Consider the following 18,964-nt stretch of genomic DNA (forward strand, 5'->3'; position numbering starts at 1 on the left):
TAATAAAAAATGATAAAATATTTACTATTCTGTCCTGAGAGTGTCAACTTTATAATTATCTATCAGATAGATGCCTTCTGAAACCATGTTAATCTTAAATGGCGGAGGCAATTCCTTCATATAAACATCAAGTGCATGCAAATAGACTTTATTGCTTATCCTGAATAAAGAATCCAATGTTACAGGAGAGGTCCATGTAGAAAATGTTTTATAATATATATCATAGAAATACTGGTCACCATATACTTCTTTAAGTTTTTCTGAATTGGCATTTCTGGAACGATCTTCTCCGAATTTTATTGCAGCAATTATAGATTTACCTTTGTATGAGTACACGTTCACTCCATCTGGCATTTCTTTCGAAGTATATTCCGGACTGACCTCATATGTAAAATCATTATAAGAGAGGATGAAGCATACTGCAATAAAAGGAATGATCAAAAGTATTTTAAATGCCTTCGAAATTTTAAGCATCTCAAGAATTATGAAGATATTGACTGCCAGTGTTGGCAGGAGAGGTATGAAATAATGCAGATGAAAATTCTTTAAAACCATGAATAGATATGCTAATTGAACAATTACCAGTTTTATCAAAATCTTAAAATTACCATCAAATTTCCTTCTGATGGCTAGCAGAGATACAACCAGAAGTGAAAGAATAATTATAAACAGGATAACTGGTTCATCTTTTGCCGTGAGTGATAAATGCTCATATAACAGATTGAAATCCACAAATCCTTTTGATCCTGTACCGTATATATCTGTATGTCTGATAATATTCAGGTACCAGTCGACCATAATCCGGTAATGACGAAAAATAGGTAAGGTAAAAAGGATAAATGATGAAAGTGTAATAGTAAGAAAGGCATATTTATTTTTAAATCCCGGAATGAAAAGTAAGGGTAATAAAACCAATGGAATTGTATTAATTTTGGTTGCCAGGCAAAATCCTGTAAGAATTGCAATGAGAATAATAAATTTATCTAAAGTAATTATCTGGTTTTTGGCATATTCAAGAGTATAGTCTCCAAACGACTTATTGAAATAATATTTCAGGAGAAAGAGTATAACAAAAACAATAATGCACCCCAGAAGCACTGGTTCAGGAGAAAGATTCTGAAAAACCCAAACGAAAACAAATTTTGAAAAAAAAGGAATTGTCTGAAATAACAGTGAATAGATTATCTCATTAGTCATCCTTAAGATGAAAACTCCCAGAATAAATAACAAAAGGCAGTTTAAAACAACTAATGTCCATACTATAACCGATGTATAGAAATTTGGATTCTTAAGCACATCAGAAGTAAAGTCATCTTCTGTACTTCTAAACAGGTATGTTATTCTCATTATAACAGCCGAATAGATTATAACAGGAGTTCCCGGATTATCATAATGACCAATTGGTCCTCCATGAGCTGCAACATTCAGTCCATTGAATAAATAGATATAATTAGGATCGGTCCCGAATTCTGTCTTACTATTATGCCCGACATTTATGAGAATAATAAGAGGAATTATCAGAAGCATTAGGTATTTCATAGAAAGCAATTATTTAGAATATAAAATAAATTTAGTCTAATTTTTTTAATTAATTGCAGTGAATTTGAAAATAAATTCATAACTTAGTTTACTCACTGTCAGGTATGTTATGAAACATATTTTTAAATATCAGATTAGAAAATAACAGCAAGAAAAAATGTATAACGGGAAAAAAGTTATTGTTGTATTACCTGCCTATAATGCATCAAATACTCTGGAAATAACCTACAGGGAAATCCCTTTGAATATTGTGGATGAAGTTATCCTTGTAGATGACTGCAGTATTGATAATACAATTGAAATTGGCAATAATCTTGGTATAAAACATATCATGCGTCATCAGAAAAACAAAGGATATGGAGGGAATCAAAAAACGTGCTATAATAAGGCTTTGGAGCTTAATGCCGATATTGTTGTAATGCTTCACCCCGATTATCAATATACACCAAAACTTATAGAAGCTATGGTAAGTATAATAGGTAACGGTGTTTACCCTGTAGTTTTTGGTTCGCGGATTTTAGGGAAAGGAGCCCGGAAAGGAGGTATGCCCTTATATAAATACATATTCAACAGAATTCTTACATTAATTCAGAACACACTGATGAACCAGAAATTATCTGAATATCATACCGGATATCGTTCCTTTTCGGGTGAAGTCCTGCAAAGAATTGATTTTAACAGGAATTCTGATGACTTTGTTTTTGACAATGAACTTGTTGCACAGATTTGTTATAACAATTTTCAGGTAGCAGAAATTACCTGTCCGACTAATTATAATCAGATGACTTCAAGCATAAATTTCAGAAGAAGCATCAGTTATGGAATTGGAGTATTACGAACATCAATTTTATATTCCTTAACAAAAACTGGCATCTATAAATGGAAACTTCTTACTGACACACAACTCAATCCTAAAGTTTCTGCAATGCATGAGAATGCAATCTCCAAAAGTATAAGTCTAAACTAATCCTTTTTATGTGAAATTTTATGCAGGAGTAAGACAATTGTAAAAATGAAGAATGTGTTTGCCACTTGAAAATAGTTTACCAGATTACTTAATCCAAGAATGTTGGATTTTGTCAAAACTGACATTACCCCGATAAATAAAATCAGCACTCCAATAGATGCTGAAATTCTGGCCAGCCAATCAAATAAATACATAATATTTTGTTTTAGTGCTTGTTCGGTGTATTATATTTAACAAATCTCAGAAAAAAAACAACTCAAACCAAGTCGATTCCAAAATATATTCAGCATCTTCAGATACGCCTTTAACTGCTACCTTTCAGAAATTGATTTTTGGATTCTTTAATTATCTTTGAATGCCACCTTTTAACTTATGACTTCAAATGGTGAAAACCGTTTTGACTATATACAGGCTGCTAAAACGACTAATGCCTGTCCTTAATTATCTGTCAGGAGTACTGCTTTTTCTCTGCTTTAGCTCCATTATAACAGAAACAACTATGGCTCAGGCTTACACTACTGAAATCCAAATGAATACCCCCGAAAGACAGATGATCCTAAACGGAAGGATCTGGCGAAACCAATATACAAAGGCAAGCGGCGACCAGTTCTTTTTGACGAATACATTTGTAAAGGGTACCATGGTTTTCAATGGCAAGAAATTCGATAACCTTGATCTGATGTACGATATTGCCGGTGATGAATTGATAATGAGCATAGTATCACACCCAACAATAATTGTTAACAAGGAAATGGTTGACAGCTTTGATATCATAGTCGGAAACAGAAACTATCATATTATTAATGCAGGTACTGATACTGCAGGTGTTCTTAGAGGCTATGTAAATGTTCTTTATGAAGGCCCGTCAACCTTATATGTCAAATACATAAAAAAACTTCAGCCCCTGGCTGTTGACGGAAGGTATGACCTTTTCTATCAGGAACATAGTATGTACCTGAGAAAAAATAATGAAATAGTTTCCTTTGACGGGAGGAGTGACTTTCTGGAAATTCTTGAAGATAAAAAAGAACAAATAAAGGATTACATGAAAACCGGTAAAATAAAGCTCTCAAGAAAAGATCCGGAAACATTTGTGACTGTATTAGAGTATTATGACGGGTTAAAATAATAAGGTGCTGGGTGGAGGGTGCTGGGTGCTGGGAAGAATAAAAAGAATATGATTATCAGAGCTTATATCGTATTTTTATTATTGATATTTTCATCTGTGGTTCATTCACAGGGGAGGTACCTGATTGACTGGGATTATGCAGGTCATTCATTTGAAACCTTCGTTAATGAAACCGAATCGAGATACCCTGTTAAATTTCTATACAACGAGGAGTGGGTAAAAGATCTCATTCTTGGCAGTTATGGCGACAAGAGGATGATGAACGAGGTCCTTGACACTCTCTTCAGGGATAAATCAATTTATTACTATGTCACTAAATCAGGGAATATTGTCTTAACAAAATTTTTCGCTGTAAAACCAATAAAAAACCAGTCCGGAACCAACCTTTCATTTATTCCCGGTGCTGACTATTCAGGAAATAAAACCGAGGGGAGTTCTTCAGGGAACATGCTTGTCGACATAGGGAATCCTGCTGAAAAAAACTTGTCCGGAAATATTTCAATAACAGGATATATCACAAACCAGGATACAAAGGAGAGCGTTGCCGGTGTAACAGTCTATATTCCAAGTCTTTCAGCAGGCACAGTGTCGAACGAATTTGGCTTTTATAAATTGAGTGTCCCGCGTGGTACTTATACCATACATTTCACTTTCATCGGGATGAAGGAAAAAACAATCGATATTAACCTATATGGACAGGGTGAAATGGACCTTGAAATGAAAAGTATCCTTGTCCCGCTAAAAGAAGCTGTAATCAGGGCTGATAAGGATATTAAGCTGCAGCGTTTTGAGGTGGGGGTTGAAAAGATCAATATCAGCTCTTTTCGCCTGATGCCAACATCAATGGGTGAGTCGGATATCGTAAAAAGTGTCTTACTTATACCAGGGGTTCATTCTATTGGCGAAGGCTCAGCAGGTTTTAATGTAAGAGGTGGTTCGGCTGACCAGAATCTGATATTGCTGTACGGTGCTCCGGTATATAACTCATCTCATTTCTTTGGCTTTTTCTCTGCCATCAATTCCGATCTCATAAAAGATGTAACTCTCTATAAGGGTGGTATCCCCTCGCGGTATGGCGGACGGCTTTCATCTGTACTTGATATCATACCAAGAGAAGGCAACAGAAAAGAGTTTATGGGAAATGCAGGTATAAGTCCGATAACGAGCCATATCGTCCTTGAAGGCCCGGCTATAACTGATACTCTTTTCTATCTTATTACGGCCAGGACAACTTATTCAAACTGGATTCTGGGACTGATGGAGAAGCCTTCACTCAGGAAAAGCCGGGCATCCTTTCATGATTTTAATGCCAGAATTGCTTACGATATTAACAAAAATAACAAAGTTGATCTTTCCGGATATTACAGTTACGATTCCTTCATGCTTAACTCGGATACTACTTATGAGTATCAGAATAATATTTTCTCGCTGAGGTGGCGCCATTTTTTCAGCAGCCGTTTCTTCTCTGCCCTGTCAGTAAATAATAGTTTATACCGATATGATATTTCGAGTCTGAGAGTACCGCAGGAGTCTTTTGTTCTTAGTCACAGGTTAAACAGCACAGGCATTAAAGCGGATTTCAACTGGTTTCCCGGAAGGAATGAATTCAATTTCGGGGGAGAACTAAGCAGATATGATGTTATGCCGGGCAACTTTATGCCGACTGGAGACTCTTCATCAGTGATTCCCAATATAATAGAAAGGCAGAGGGCAATTGAGACAGCAATATATTTTGAGGATAAATATATTGTGACAGATTTTCTTTCTGTTAATGCCGGTATCAGGTTTTCTTCATTTATTGCTCTCGGGCCACAGACTCTATATATTTATAATCCTTCTTTTCCAAGAAACATATCTTCTGTTGAGGACACCATAACTTATGGAAGAGCTGACAGCTATAAAACTTATGGTGGTCCGGAATTCAGACTTTCCCTGAACTTCAGACTGAACGATAATAATTCTGTAAAACTAAACTATAATCATACCAGGCAGTACATTCATCTGCTTTCAAATACTGCATCCATCTCTCCCACCGATACCTGGAAGCTTAGCGATTACCACCTCCTGCCTCAATCGGGCGACCAGATTGCAGCAGGTTATTACAGAATGCTCAATAACAATAAGATAGAAGCATCTGCAGAAGTATATTACAAGAATATCGACAATATGGTTGATTTCAAGGGAGGTACTGATCTTGTTATGAATGAACATATTGAGAGAGATCTGATAAATGTTTATGGTAAAAGTTACGGATTTGAGCTCCTTCTTAAAAAACCTGAAGGGAGGGCCCGCTGGAGTATAGGTTACACATTCTCCAGAGTACTTCTCAGGAGTAAAGGATCATTCAGTGAGGAGTCAATAAATCAGGGAAACTGGTTCCCTGCCAACTTCGACAAACCACATGGTCTTATTGCTACTTTTACCTTTATGCAGTCGAGACGCGTCAGTCTCTCTGCAAATTACAATTTCAGCTCCGGAAGGCCGGTTACATACCCTGTTTCTTCGTATACAATAGGGAACATTGAAATAACAAATTATTCCCAGCGGAATCTTTATCGTCTTCCGAATTATTCAAGACTTGATCTGTCGGCCAGGGTGAGCGGAACACTTAAATCGAAAAGAATAGCACATCCATACTGGATTTTTTCACTTTACAATGCAACAGGAAGGAATAATGTTTATTCAGCATTTTTCAAAAAAGAAAACAATACTATAAAAGGTTACTATTTATCAGTTTTTGGAAGGCCTATTCCTTCTGTTTCTTTCAACTTTGATTTTTAATAGATGATGAGATCTCAAAATATCACGGGTATAATTCTTTTCCTTGTTCTTGCGGCAGGCTGCACAACCCAGTTCTTTCCTGACTATGATCAGAATCAGGAGCAGCTTGTTGTTGAAGGAATGATAACCGACCAGAATGAAGTAAACAGGATCAAATTGTCGAAATCTTCGCCGGTTGGACAACCTCTGGTCAGAAAACCTGTAAAAGGGGCAACAGTCAGTATAATAAATGAGGATGGAATTGTAACTCCTCTCAAAGAAACATTACCGGGTATATACTCCACCGACTCTACAAAGTTCCGTGGACAGGTTGGCGGAAAATACTCCCTCAATATCCGGATTCTCAATGCAACTTATTCAACCGATTTTATTGAGATGAAACCTGTTCCCCCGATCACCAGTGTATACTATGAAAAGGTATTGATAAAATATTCACCGGACAGTCTTTACCGGGATGAAGGTTGTAAGATCTATCTCGACACGTATGATCCTTCAGGTAAGTGTCTCTTCTTCAAATGGGATTTCACTGAAACCTACGAATACCAGGTTCCTTATGATGTCAGAAACAAGATCTGCTGGGTGACTGAAAATTCAGACATGGTTTTGATAAAGAATACTTCAATATATAACCGTGCCAGAGTAACAAAATATCCTATTCTTTTTATTACAGATGAAACCGACAAACTAAAAGAGAGATACAGCATCCTGGTAAAACAGTATTCGTTAAACGAAGCTGAATATGAATTCTGGGAAAAGGTGCAAAACATTTCCCAGAACATTGGTAGCCTCTACGATATCACACCTGTTGCCATACCTAGCAATATCAGAAACGATAATAATCCGGAAGAGTCTGTTCTGGGCTATTTCAGCGTATCTGCTGTAGCAAAGAAAAGACTGTTTATTGAAGATCAGTTCCTGGGATGGCCTAATTTTTATTCATATTGTGCTACTGACACAGTCTATGGAAATCTGCCCCCGGAAGGTCTTAATATTAATTACTGGATAATAGAAGATTATGGAGATGAAACACTCCCATTCTGGGTTGTAACAACATACAGGGAGTGCGCAGATTGCACAACCAAAGGGACAAGGGTGAGGCCCTCATTCTGGAATGAACATTAGAAACTATGAAAACGATCCCCTCTGTCTTAAAGATTTTATTAATTCTTGGTTTACTGTACTCAGCAATCACTGTTGAAGCTCAGCAAACTGAGGCACTCTTTTTACACATCGACAGGGATAAATATATTGCAGGTGAAGAAATATGGTTCAGCATTTATCTAACCGACTGTAATAAAAGAACACTCTCATCACTTAGCCTTTTAACTTATGTTGAGCTGCTCAATCCGTGGAACAGACCTGTAAGTCAGACACGTATAAGGATCTATGAAGGCAGAGGAGATGGCAACTTTACCCTTCCTGATACAATCAGTTCAGGCACCTACACAGTCTGGGCATACACAAACCGGATGAAAGACTACCTGCCCGACAACTGTTTCATGCAAGACATTGAAGTAGTGAATCCATTTGGTAATGAGGAATTCAGAAGGAAAATGGCACAGGGGCAAATCATGAATAGTATGAGAACCAACGGTGGAAGTGTGATATCCTTAATAGCAGATACTATTTTTGGCAGACGTGAAAAGGTAATCATAAAGTTAGGCAACTCATCAGGAAACAGAGAACAAATATCTGATTATCAAATGAGTATTTCTGTTGCACCGGCAGAGCTCAACACTAGCTTACATGATATAAAAGAATTTTTGCCTGATTTTCAGGCGAGGCAGCTACAACTCTCTTACGGAAATAATAATCCATCCAAATATAATTACGAGAGTAACGGACATTTTCTATCAGGCAAGGTCAGATACAGGCAAAGTAACGTCAGTGATTCTTCAGGCTACCTTTTTATGTCGACCCAGGGAAAAGTTGCAGAATTCAGGTATGCAGAAACAGACAGTAACGGTCGCTTTACATTCATTTTGCCTGTTGATGATAAGCAGAGAAACCTGATACTGCAGCCCCAGTTCACTGATAATAACATGATCCTGGAAATTGAACCTTCCTTTTCCTGGTCGCTGCCATCATCGCGAAGCTTTAACGAGACTCTCTCTGGTTCCGATTTGGATCTTTTCTCAGAATTGAGTTTCAATTATCAGACCGCAAAGATTTATGGCATTAATCCATATAAAGAACCTGAAGTAAAAGATGAAAGCAACCTGAAAAAGAGAAGATTTTACGGGATTCCCGAGATGGAGATAATACTTGATGATTATATCAAGCTGCCTACGATGCAGGAGGTCTTTTACGAGCTTGTAACAGGAGTTATAATACGGCAGAGAAAATCGGGATATGATATGCGCATAACAAATCCTCTTACCGGAGTCTATTATGACGATTCTCCGCTGGTAATGATAGACGGCGTTATTATAAATGATCTGGCTGTTCTTATGAACCTCGATCCTGAAACAGTTGAAAAGGTTGAAGTTGTAAAGACTCCCTATCTGATTGGCGATCTGATTTTACATGGTATTGTTAATATTATAACAGCAGCAGGGAATTTCAGTAATATTACAATGCCAGAATATGCCGTAATATTACCCTACAGAGTTGTTGACACCCCTAATGTCATCTCTCTTCCTGACTATTCAGACGAAAAGACCAGATTGAGCAGAAAACCGGACTTCAGAAATACTTTATACTGGAATCCATCTGCAAGAACAGATAAAAACGGCCATGCGGAAATCTCATTCTGGACATCAGATCTTCCGGGTACATATACAATCTCCATCCAGGCCATATCAGGAACGGGAGAGTTGATTTCAATACATAAATCATTCAGGGTCAGGTAAAGATTTCTGTTACAGATTTCTTTTATTTTCTGTCGGCCAATAGCATATCATTCTTTTTGCTTAATTTTAATATGCATTGAAAATGCTTTAGCATTAACATATTATCAATTTAACTCAAAACAATGAAACGCAGGACATTTATCAGAAATGCAGGTATTGCAGGAAGTCTTCTGGCAGTATCACCGCTGTCGTGTAGTATGGGCAAATCAATTGAATATGATTTCCCGCTTGTTGACCTCCATGTTCACCTTACCAACACATTTACAATAAGTAATGTATTGGAAATCAGTAAGAAAACAGGAGTCCAATTTGGTATTGTCGTTAATCCCGGATACGGAGTTAATGATGATGCCAGTCTTAAAAATTTTATTGATATGTTGCTCCCTTATCCTGTATATATAGGATTGCAGCCTATGAGTCCGGGATGGTCAAAGAACTTCTCACCTGAAGTAATAGCCAGACTCGATTATATCTTAATGGATGCGCAGACAATCCCTTCAGGAAACGGGTATAATGAAACTCTCAGAATCTGGAATTTTGACACATATATTGATGACGCGGAACAGTTCATGAATAAATATATGGCCCATAAGCTTGAAGTAATTAATAACAATGAACCCCTGACTACTTTCGGTTGGCCGCTATTTCTTCCGGTATGTATTGCACGTGATTATTATACACTATGGACCGACGAACGTATGAATCAGATAATCAGTGCTCTGAAAAACAGAAAACTGAATATAGAGATCAATGATCTGGCACGGACGCCTCATGAGAAATTTATTAACATGGCAAAGGAACAGGGTCTGAAGTTTACATTTGGTTCTGATACCCGCGATCAGAAAGCCGGACGGCTCGACTATTGCAAGTATATCGCGAAGAAATGCAACCTGAAAAAAGAAGATTTCTTTATTCCAGCAAGGAAAATAAAAAGTATCTGATACAGTACTATCTTCTGATTCTTATGAAAAACAAAATTTACACAATCCTGGTGATGAGTATACTTCTGTCAGGCTGTGTAAAGACATCCGGGAAACTGGAGATTAAGGGGACAGTTACAGATGAAAGCACCAGGTCACCAATCCCGGGGAGAAACGTAATTGTACAGGGACTGGTACTGAACAATAATAAACTGGTTCCAGTAGATGCAGGAGAGTTTTCCACCGACAGTTCCGGAAGTTTCGCATATTCACTTAACAAAATAAAGGATGCATACCACTACAATTTTTGTCTTGTTGGCGATTCAGATTATTCCTACACGACTGAAGAACTTGCACTCCCATACCTTCACAGAAATGCGAAATATCTGGCCTTCTCATTAAATAAACTATCAGATTTAACAATTCTGATATTCCGAAAAAGTATTGCACCACCTGTCGATACACTCTTTTTATCATGGAGAACCGATGGAATTGACGGCAGGACTCTGTATCCATATAAAATAATTAACAACGGATTAAACTCATCCTCAGAACTGAGATGGATCGGAGGAAATGTTAAGGCAACAGTTAAAACAAGGGCATATGCTGATAAAATGACTATTGTAAGATGGGTGCTTTTCAGGAACGGAAGAGGTAAGGAAATTATAGATACAATTACCTGCAAAAGAGACCTCGTTAATGAGGTTCATCTGATATATTAAGAATATGAAACGAATTCTATCGCTTTGCCTGCTGTTTACTTTTGCCACGATCTGCTGGTCACAAAAAAGCACCAGGAAACCTGTTACCTCAGGAAAAATTGTAAATGAACAGGTTGAGTACCCAAAACCAATAGATCCGCAGATAGTTCAGGACCAGGATGATATGACCTGGAATGATTATCATCCCATTCCCGGAAAAAACTGGGCGGATCCTTCACTTATTCCAGAGAGAAAATTTAAAATGGCCCTGGTTGCTGTTGACTTTCCTGATCAGCCTTTCGTCATAACTCTTCCAAAAAAATCTGACCTTTTCGGAAATCCGCAAATTGATCCGGTTAAAAGAGAAGATGTGCCAGAATTCTATTCAGATTTCTGGCTCAAACCTTCAGAAGTAAATCACGGACAAACTATCAATGGCTACTGGATGGAACAGTCGCGAGGTAAATTTGGCATTACAGTTCTCGACGCATTTGGCCCCTATCGCATGCCCAAAAATCACTGGGAATACGGCCTCAACGAATATAGCCAGAACAATTCAACGCCAGATGGCACTGTTGCCTCCAGCCGGATGGAGCCCGATGTTGATACACTGTGGAAAGCGGATGCAGGAGATCTTAAAAAACAATATGATGCAATACTCCGGATCTATGCAGGGTATGACGAAACAGGAGTCTGGCAGGAATTCGGTGAGATGAAATTTTTATCAAAGGAAGATATACCGGCAGAATGGGGTAATCCTGATACTTCAAAGCCACGATGGATCCCTACAAGATATGTTCCATGGACATCTTGGAAAGCAGGCCAGATGCAGTGGGGACTCTCATCGATACGACAGGGAGAAAACTCAGGTACGATAACACATGAACTAGGTCATTTTGCATTCCGAACGGGCGATAATAACAATAATCCGTATATCCAGCCATACCGGAGAGTTGGCTCCGGTCCATGGGATATGATGGACAGAGGCTCTTTCAATGGTCCGGGAGGACCTCATATGCGCTGGGTTGTTCCCGCCGCAATGGGTGCAGGAATGCCGGCAGGACTCATGTTAAGAAACAGAATGATTAATGGATTTCTCCCTGAGAATCAGGTATTGACACTAAGCCGAGATAGTCTCGCCAAATCAGGATCTGTAGTTGCAATTGTAACAGCAAGGGCTGTGGAACCTGTCGCAGGTGCCTACGCAGGCGTAATTGTCAGACTCGACGGAGCTGAACCTCACGACAGGACTCCTGCTGATGACCCCGCTGTAAATCCGCTTTCACCGGGCATCCCGAACTATGATTCCTACTCCCTTGAAACGGTTCAGAGAATAGGTTATGATTCATTTTGTCCCGACAATGGTGTACTCATTGCTAAGAATAAGGACAAGGAGAGCCGCAACGGGGGGCCTAACCAGTTTAACTGTTTCAACTGGGTTATTGATGCCCATCCTGAAGACATTAATAAAGTAGATTATGTAAGACCCGATGGAAAACCTGTAATGAGAACGATAGCAGATTACAGGCAACTAAATGATGCATTGTTCCATGCTGGCAATAACTCAGGCAGTCAGTTTGAATATATTGATGAGCCAAACAGATTGCACTTCTATATCATTGACATTAAACGGGATGCATCAGGAATACTATCTTACAAAACAGGAGTAAGATCTCTCGACGGATCGGGTGCTGAGCGCGGGGTATCAGTTCTTCCTCCTTCAATAACCAAAATGAAGAAACCATTACAGTACTTTGAATTTGTTGTATCAAATACCGGAGAGCCTTCTAAAAACAAAGAGTCAGATAATATTGATATTTACCGTTTGTCTGTTTCAGTTGAAGGTAAGGGATGGACTGTTCAATTATTGAATAGCCTCCTATCCCTTATCCCCGGAGATTCAGAAAAAATACCTGTATATATTTCATACCGAAAAGAATGTTCCGGTTCGGCAAAAGTGATTTTTACCGCACATTCAGAAAACGATCCTTCCATATCAGTCTCATCCTCAATACTTATTAAGAAGTAAAACTGACCCGGTACTTTTTTATGTTTAACGTTTTATAACTGTAAATGTTCTGGAGTTATAATTGATTACAACTTTGATAAAGTATGTACCTGAAGATAAAGCTGACATATCGATTTCAAGCATATCCTGGTTCCTTAAAGTATGGGTAACCTGTTGCGATTTCCCTGAGTAGTCGAATACACTTATCAAATCATAGTTTTCAATTCCTTTCATCGATATGGTAATTCTGTCAGTTACAGGGTTAGGATAAGCTACAAGGTCGACAGGCAGAGTTTCCGACTGTTTTATCACATCAGGGGAAATCAGGGCAGCTGCAGATTTTGGCTGTGATCCGCATTTTGTTGAACTTGAATTTGCGTTTGCAGCCATTGAAGCATTATGGTCTTCTTCCCTGCTTGCAACAGTCCATGATAGCTTGTTCCCGTCAAAATTTACACTAAAAACACCACCTCCTGATTTGAATAATACCGGCTGTGCATCAATCGGTGCATAATTTCCCAGAAGCAGATTATTAACTCCTCTTGGTATATAAACATCGCTGCTATTGTCATTTTTGTATTCAAAATTTGCAACATAATTAAAACCTGTCCCTTCAAACAGTAACTGGATACAATTCAGTACTGGCTTCACAGGATGGGTTCCGGGTCCGTATGGATTGACATACAACGTACCAGATGCAATTGTTGTGAAAGTATAATTGCTGTTACATAATACAGGATTAATTACATATTTTCCGGCAGACTCAGATGAGTTTATGTCGTATGGAAGATTATCCTGTTCACGTAACACAGTTACTGAACATGTAATTATATCATTTGCAACAGATCCGTTGTAGTTAAAGTTAATCACAGGCAGAGGGTCACCTTCATTGATATAAAGAACAGGATAAACAGGCGTTACATTAAGTGATTTGGCTGTAATTACACCAGTATAATCATTGATATAATTGATACTATAGTTAAGTCCGCTGTTCCCGTCATTTATAATCAATCCCCCGGGAGTCAGTGTTTTTCCTGTTCCTGCATTACTGTTATCAAATGCCTGCACCGGGAAAACGACAATTACATCACCGGTCATTAAGGCATCAACCACGGGTACTTCATCAGACAAAGTATTTCCATCGTATACCTTAGTGTCGGTTTTTGCTGTGACACTGATACTTTTAATTCTGATATTAGCAGAAGCCGTAACAACATCAGAACTTAGTCTGTAATTTCCGGCATCTTCTCCGGCTAAACTGACTCCTGAAATAGTAACAATCTTATTTAACCCTGCATTCTTATCTGAAAATGAAGCATTAGAATATGATAATTCAAATCCGTCTCCGGCGACTCTGTCATCTGAAAGCATTACCTCGGCATCCCTTAGTCCATCATATTCCTTGTCGTTAGCGGAAGCAGAGACATTGAGAGCTTTCTGACCGATTGTGAAATTTGCCGGAGTATAGGTAATATTATAATTGTCACCGGCATTTAAACTTCCCTGAAGGATTTTATATACTCCGGCATCCTCGCCTGGTTCCCGTATCAAAGATCCGGTTTCAGTATCAGTACCATGGAGACCAGTAATGTTATAATCTAACTCAGGCTCAGCAGCATTATAGGTTTTCCCTCCATCTAATGCCTCAATTTCGAGATCTGCCCTGTTGATTGTAAGTGTTCCAAGTCCATATGTGACATCAAAATTATCTGAGAGGAAAGTACCCGGGATAATCCAGTGTTTCCCGGCTGTTGTACCCGTAATAAAACAGATCGGACTAAGCGGAACATTAAGTTGTTCCTCAGGAGTGGCCGGAATATCTGTTGCGTCAAAAACAAAGATAGCACCGGAGTTACTTGTTTCACTGATAGTAGATGAGTTAACCAGCGAAATTCCATTTACAAGCGAAATTCCATTCACAGATGCAGTCCCGTTAACAAGAGATATTCCATTAACGAGTGAGATACCATTTGTCTCAGAAATAAAATCTGTCTGAGCGGGGTCGGACGCTGCTTTTAGAGAATTCCCGTCAACGCCATCCAGGCCATTCACAAGTGAAATACCATTAACTTTTGGCAGATTTCCGATAGCATTTTCACTTGCCAGGAAATTCATTCCATTAAGATCAACAACATTCGAGATCTGACCATCTGTTCCTTCAACAGCAATACCATTTACAAGTGAGATTCCGTTAACAAGCGAGATTCCGTTTACAAGTGATATTCCGTTAACAAGTGAGATGCCATTTACAAGAGAAATACCATTCACAAGAGATATTCCGTTCTCAGATATCTCAGATACCCTGAAATTTCCATCTTTAAATTCGACTATCAGGTTACCTGTCTTAACAATGTCATCTGAGTCAAATGGGATTCCATTTACCAGGGATATCCCGTTTACATTGGGGATACCGTTATCAACATGAATTGAAATTCCATTAACAAGTGAGATTCCATTAGTTATATGCTCACTGTTTACCATAACTAAACCGTTGACGTTCAGCAATTCGGCGCCGTTCACCAGTGAAATCCCGTTTCCGATAACATTACCACCTACTGATACGGTTGTGCCTGAGATATTAACTTCAATTCCATTTACCAATGAGATCCCATTTACCAGTGAGATTCCGTTTACCAGCGAAATTCCGTTTGGATTTGCCTGGTTAACAAGTGATATGCCGTTAAGAGCAGTTATATAACCGTTGCTGATTGTTAAAATATTCCCATCATTTACAAGTGCATCACCATTAACGATATCGGTCATATTGACAAAAGGAAGTCCGTTCACAAGCGAAATACCGTTAACAAGTGAAATTCCATTCCCTACTGGTTCTCCGGCCACATAAACAGTTGTCTCATTGCCTGTTACCTCAACTCTTACTTCTATTCCATTAACCAGTGAAATACCATTTACAAGTGAGATACCATTAACCAGCGATATTCCATTAATCAGAGGTACTCCGTTTACGAGTGAGATCCCGTTTACCAGGGAAATACCGTTGGTTAATGCATTGGTATGAGCGGTCCTTACTGAATCAAGTATTGAGCTGATGTTATCAATTACTAAGGGTTGTTCGGTATCCTGAACAATTTCGTATTTGAAATCCAGTTTAGCATCAGGTAATATACTTCCATAAACTACTGTTGTGTCTTTCGGAGTAATCTTAAGCGGTAGTTTATCGATTATAAGGTGTCCCGCATCAACAAATACAAGCTTATATTTTTCAGTAATAGAAAGGTCAAGTTCATTCTCCATGTTCAGTGAAGGGCTTAAAGCGGGCAAAATAGAGTACGATCCCACACCGGTTCCTGAATCAACCACTTTACCTTCGGTGGTTACACTATAATCGAGATGGTTCAGCCTTTCAGCTTCTTCTGAAAGCATTTTTCCTGCAGAAACAGCATCGGTAAGAGAAGAATAATTACCACTCGCTGTTTGAATAAGGTATGTAGATGTATAGTCCGGCATAACAGCACCATATTTTTTATGCACATCAACTGAAGATACAGTAACTGTTATTAATTCCTGATCAGAAGGTTTCTTTGGATTCGACAATCCTCCGTCGAGACGGCTGGGTGACTTTGGAGGTGTATAAGCCATAATAACCGGATTTCCCAGAAATGTATTGGTTACAAATATTGTACTTTCATTTGTCGCTGTAACATTTGCTGATGGAAGTGTATCAGTCCTGAAGACTATCCTGGTTGTATATACCGGATCTGAATCAATTCCGGTTTTTGGAATGAAGAAATCTCCGAGAGCTGTAAATGAGGTAAAAGGATCGCCGGGAGTACCGGTACCTGCCAAAACGAGGTTTGAAATATAAGGCTTTGGATTAGCAAAGAGCCCTATTGCCTTATTGGCCTGAATAAATCCTGCACCGGCAATATTAGCTGGCAGATCCACCGGAATAGCGGAGGCTTTCAATATGTTCAGGATCTCTGCAGGAGATGGAGCAGTACCTGTTCCCAGAGCATTTCTGCCACCGAATTTTATTTTGGCATTAATGATAAGGGCAGCAACAGCTGCTGCATGAGGAGCAGAGGCTGATGTACCAAAGAAATTTGGCATGTCTGTATCCGGATCAGGATTATCTGAATCGACAATCTTATCCCCGTCATCATCTTTCTGCCAGTCACCGTTTCCTGTTAAAAGATTAACAGTTGTGTTCACCCCGTTTGGAGCTAAGAAAGCAGGCTTGTCTGGCCTTACAACACCATTTACCGGAGTCCCTCCCTGAGAGGAAAAAGACATAACCTGAATTGCACCGTTATACTGTGGTGTACGGTCGAACCTTACAGCTCCAACAGCGATAGCTCCTGCAGCATTTGCATGACCAACAATAGTAGAAGTGCCCTTCTTTTGTGCAGCCTCGGCAATTTCAAATTTATCTCCACCCCTGAATAATATATATTTAAAACGAACCGAAGGCATAGTACCGGAGACTTTAGAAATAAGAATATTTGTAGTAGCTCCTCCTGCCTTTACAGAGAATGGTATAACTTCTATTGGGGCTCCACCGGTATTAACCCGGTTAAATCCAAGAACTGTCGATCCGTTACCACTCGACAGATAAAGGTCCATGTCAGTTTTAGTTGTAGACTGGGTTGGGTCCGAACCATCGTCCCATTGCAACACTATTGTATAAGTGCCTTCTCCAAGATTCACAAGCTGATAGATATCGCTACCACCGAAATCATGGGCAGTCCCGGCTATAGTACGGGGAGTCCCCGGACCGGCTAAATATAAATCTTCAAATGACCAGTTTCCGAAATTACCTGCAGATGTGAAAAAGGAAACTCCCTGTCGTACCACATCATCAACAGCACTGGCAACAACTCCGTCACGGAAAAAAGGTTCAGTTATATAGCTGATATCATCAACAATTATATTACATTTTCCTTTGGCGGGATCGGCAAGATCCCTGATTCCGTTTGCCATATCCAGCTCACCCATAGATCCGGTATAAAAAGCCAGTTCTGCGCCGGGAGCTATATCGTGAACAATCTGAAGCATGGCACGGCCTTCGTCGGACATTACTATTCCTGATGCCGCGTCAATATCTTTAAGTACATCAACATTCTTTGTATACCCATTCGGATTAGCAGTTCCGGGAAGGTCTCCATTACTTACATCAGCTGCTGCACCGCCTTTTGTATTATAACTATTTGAAATTACACCTATCTTCACACCTGTTCCATCAATACCATAACCCAAACGTGTAAAATCAGAGCGCAGTGCTTTATCACCCTGACTTTGGGTTAGTCCGGTCTGCTTCACAAAATAATTACCGACACCCGGATAGACTGGTCTGGCGTAATTAAGAGTGGAAGTCAGTGTGTTCATATCCAGCAGTCTGGATATTGGCATCCATCCTGTTAACTGCTTTAAAGCAGCATTTTCTAAAACCTTTTCAAACCCCCATCCGTTGAGGATTGTAAGTAAACTACCTGTCGTACCTACAGATACTGCCTCTATAAATACCTGATATACTCCGTTCTTTACTCTGAGCTGGAATATATTATCAGACTGGGCATTGAAATTAGGATATAAACTCTTGTATGTATTATACAGCGAAGTCAGCTCTGCACCAATAAGTGATTTATTACTAACCTTCCCACCCGGTGGCGGAGCATAATAAGGTATTATGTCGCTAACATCACTGCAATGGTTGGAATTTATATCTGCCGTCACAACCTTTACAACTCCATTAGGCAGAGTTACAGTCCACTGAACCTTGTCCTTAGATGTGAACTCCTGGCTGAAAACCTTATTCTGCACCCCTGTCAGGAACGAGGTTATCGCATATTTCTTTGTTTGCCCGTTATTGTATAGAACGACGCTGTTGGGCTGATCCACAGTAACAACCTGGGTGTTTGGATTATCATATCCGAAATTGGCTTTATATGTTCCATTTCCGATATACTCGACACAGTTAACAACGATATTAATATCCCTCTTCTGACTAAAAGAGGTAAGAGGAAAAAAGAAACTTAATAATAACAGATTTAAAATTACCTTTAAGTAACTTAGGTTGGAAAGACTTGATCTTTTCACGTCGGCAAAT

The 18,964-nt window shown here is 39.1% G+C and carries 11 protein-coding genes; 8 read left to right on the forward strand and 3 right to left on the reverse strand.

Annotation, left to right across the window (positions count from 1 at the left end; genetic code table 11):
* Positions 1 to 24: 24 nt before the first annotated feature.
* Entirely contained in the window at positions 25 to 1,539 is a 1,515-nt protein-coding gene (locus IPJ16_14700) for a hypothetical protein (protein MBK7628424.1), read from the reverse strand.
* Between the two features lie 157 nt (positions 1,540 to 1,696).
* Between IPJ16_14700 and IPJ16_14705 the strand changes: the two genes are divergently transcribed.
* Positions 1,697 to 2,506: a glycosyltransferase family 2 protein gene (locus IPJ16_14705; protein ID MBK7628425.1), complete on the forward strand. Its 810-nt coding sequence runs from the start codon at positions 1,697 to 1,699 to the stop codon at positions 2,504 to 2,506.
* Here the strand turns inward: IPJ16_14705 and IPJ16_14710 are convergent.
* Positions 2,503 to 2,700 carry a hypothetical protein gene (locus IPJ16_14710; GenBank protein ID MBK7628426.1) on the reverse strand — a complete coding sequence of 66 codons (198 nt, stop codon included), beginning with the start codon at positions 2,698 to 2,700 and terminating at the stop codon, positions 2,503 to 2,505. The genes IPJ16_14705 and IPJ16_14710 overlap by 4 nt on opposite strands.
* Before the next feature lie 188 nt (positions 2,701 to 2,888).
* Between IPJ16_14710 and IPJ16_14715 the strand changes: the two genes are divergently transcribed.
* From IPJ16_14715 to IPJ16_14745, 7 genes are all read left to right on the forward strand, one after another.
* A complete protein-coding gene (locus IPJ16_14715; GenBank protein MBK7628427.1) occupies positions 2,889 to 3,635 on the forward strand; it encodes a hypothetical protein in 747 nt (248 codons plus the stop codon).
* A 48-nt stretch (positions 3,636 to 3,683) separates the two neighbouring features.
* A complete protein-coding gene (locus IPJ16_14720; protein ID MBK7628428.1) occupies positions 3,684 to 6,416 on the forward strand; it encodes a TonB-dependent receptor in 2,733 nt (910 codons plus the stop codon).
* Positions 6,417 to 6,419: 3 nt separating this feature from the next.
* Entirely contained in the window at positions 6,420 to 7,538 is a 1,119-nt protein-coding gene (locus IPJ16_14725) for a DUF4249 domain-containing protein (protein ID MBK7628429.1), read from the forward strand.
* A 5-nt stretch (positions 7,539 to 7,543) separates the two neighbouring features.
* Positions 7,544 to 9,268: a hypothetical protein gene (locus IPJ16_14730; GenBank protein MBK7628430.1), complete on the forward strand. Its 1,725-nt coding sequence runs from the start codon at positions 7,544 to 7,546 to the stop codon at positions 9,266 to 9,268.
* A gap of 122 nt (positions 9,269 to 9,390) precedes the next feature.
* Positions 9,391 to 10,209, forward strand: a complete 819-nt coding sequence (locus IPJ16_14735) for a hypothetical protein (GenBank protein MBK7628431.1) — start codon at positions 9,391 to 9,393, stop codon at positions 10,207 to 10,209.
* A gap of 23 nt (positions 10,210 to 10,232) precedes the next feature.
* Positions 10,233 to 10,910, forward strand: a complete 678-nt coding sequence (locus IPJ16_14740) for a hypothetical protein (protein ID MBK7628432.1) — start codon at positions 10,233 to 10,235, stop codon at positions 10,908 to 10,910.
* A gap of 4 nt (positions 10,911 to 10,914) precedes the next feature.
* The gene (locus IPJ16_14745) at positions 10,915 to 12,918 is read left to right on the forward strand and encodes a peptidase M6 (GenBank protein MBK7628433.1); all 2,004 of its coding nucleotides are present in this window, start codon (positions 10,915 to 10,917) and stop codon (positions 12,916 to 12,918) included.
* 24 nt (positions 12,919 to 12,942) lie between these two features.
* On the opposite strand, the gene IPJ16_14750 is transcribed toward IPJ16_14745, so the two are convergent.
* Positions 12,943 to 18,954, reverse strand: coding sequence for a T9SS type A sorting domain-containing protein (locus IPJ16_14750; protein ID MBK7628434.1), 6,012 nt, complete (start codon positions 18,952 to 18,954; stop codon positions 12,943 to 12,945).
* Positions 18,955 to 18,964: the final 10 nt, after the last annotated feature.

The sequence above is a fragment of the Bacteroidales bacterium genome, from assembly GCA_016709865.1.
In the GTDB taxonomy this organism is placed as follows: domain Bacteria; phylum Bacteroidota; class Bacteroidia; order Bacteroidales; family VadinHA17; genus LD21.

Bases quoted from the DNA above. Each gene is read 5' to 3' on its own strand.
- IPJ16_14740 (MBK7628432.1), top strand. From the start codon at position 10,233: ATGAAAAACAAAATTTACACAATCCTGGTGATGAGTATACTTCTGTCA.
- IPJ16_14735 (MBK7628431.1), top strand. From the start codon at position 9,391: ATGAAACGCAGGACATTTATCAGAAATGCAGGTATTGCAGGAAGTCTT.
- IPJ16_14720 (MBK7628428.1), top strand. From the start codon at position 3,684: ATGATTATCAGAGCTTATATCGTATTTTTATTATTGATATTTTCATCT.
- IPJ16_14730 (MBK7628430.1), top strand. From the start codon at position 7,544: ATGAAAACGATCCCCTCTGTCTTAAAGATTTTATTAATTCTTGGTTTA.
- IPJ16_14710 (MBK7628426.1), bottom strand. From the start codon at position 2,700: ATGTATTTATTTGATTGGCTGGCCAGAATTTCAGCATCTATTGGAGTG.
- IPJ16_14745 (MBK7628433.1), top strand. From the start codon at position 10,915: ATGAAACGAATTCTATCGCTTTGCCTGCTGTTTACTTTTGCCACGATC.
- IPJ16_14700 (MBK7628424.1), bottom strand. From the start codon at position 1,539: ATGAAATACCTAATGCTTCTGATAATTCCTCTTATTATTCTCATAAAT.
- IPJ16_14715 (MBK7628427.1), top strand. From the start codon at position 2,889: ATGGTGAAAACCGTTTTGACTATATACAGGCTGCTAAAACGACTAATG.
- IPJ16_14725 (MBK7628429.1), top strand. From the start codon at position 6,420: ATGATGAGATCTCAAAATATCACGGGTATAATTCTTTTCCTTGTTCTT.
- IPJ16_14705 (MBK7628425.1), top strand. From the start codon at position 1,697: ATGTATAACGGGAAAAAAGTTATTGTTGTATTACCTGCCTATAATGCA.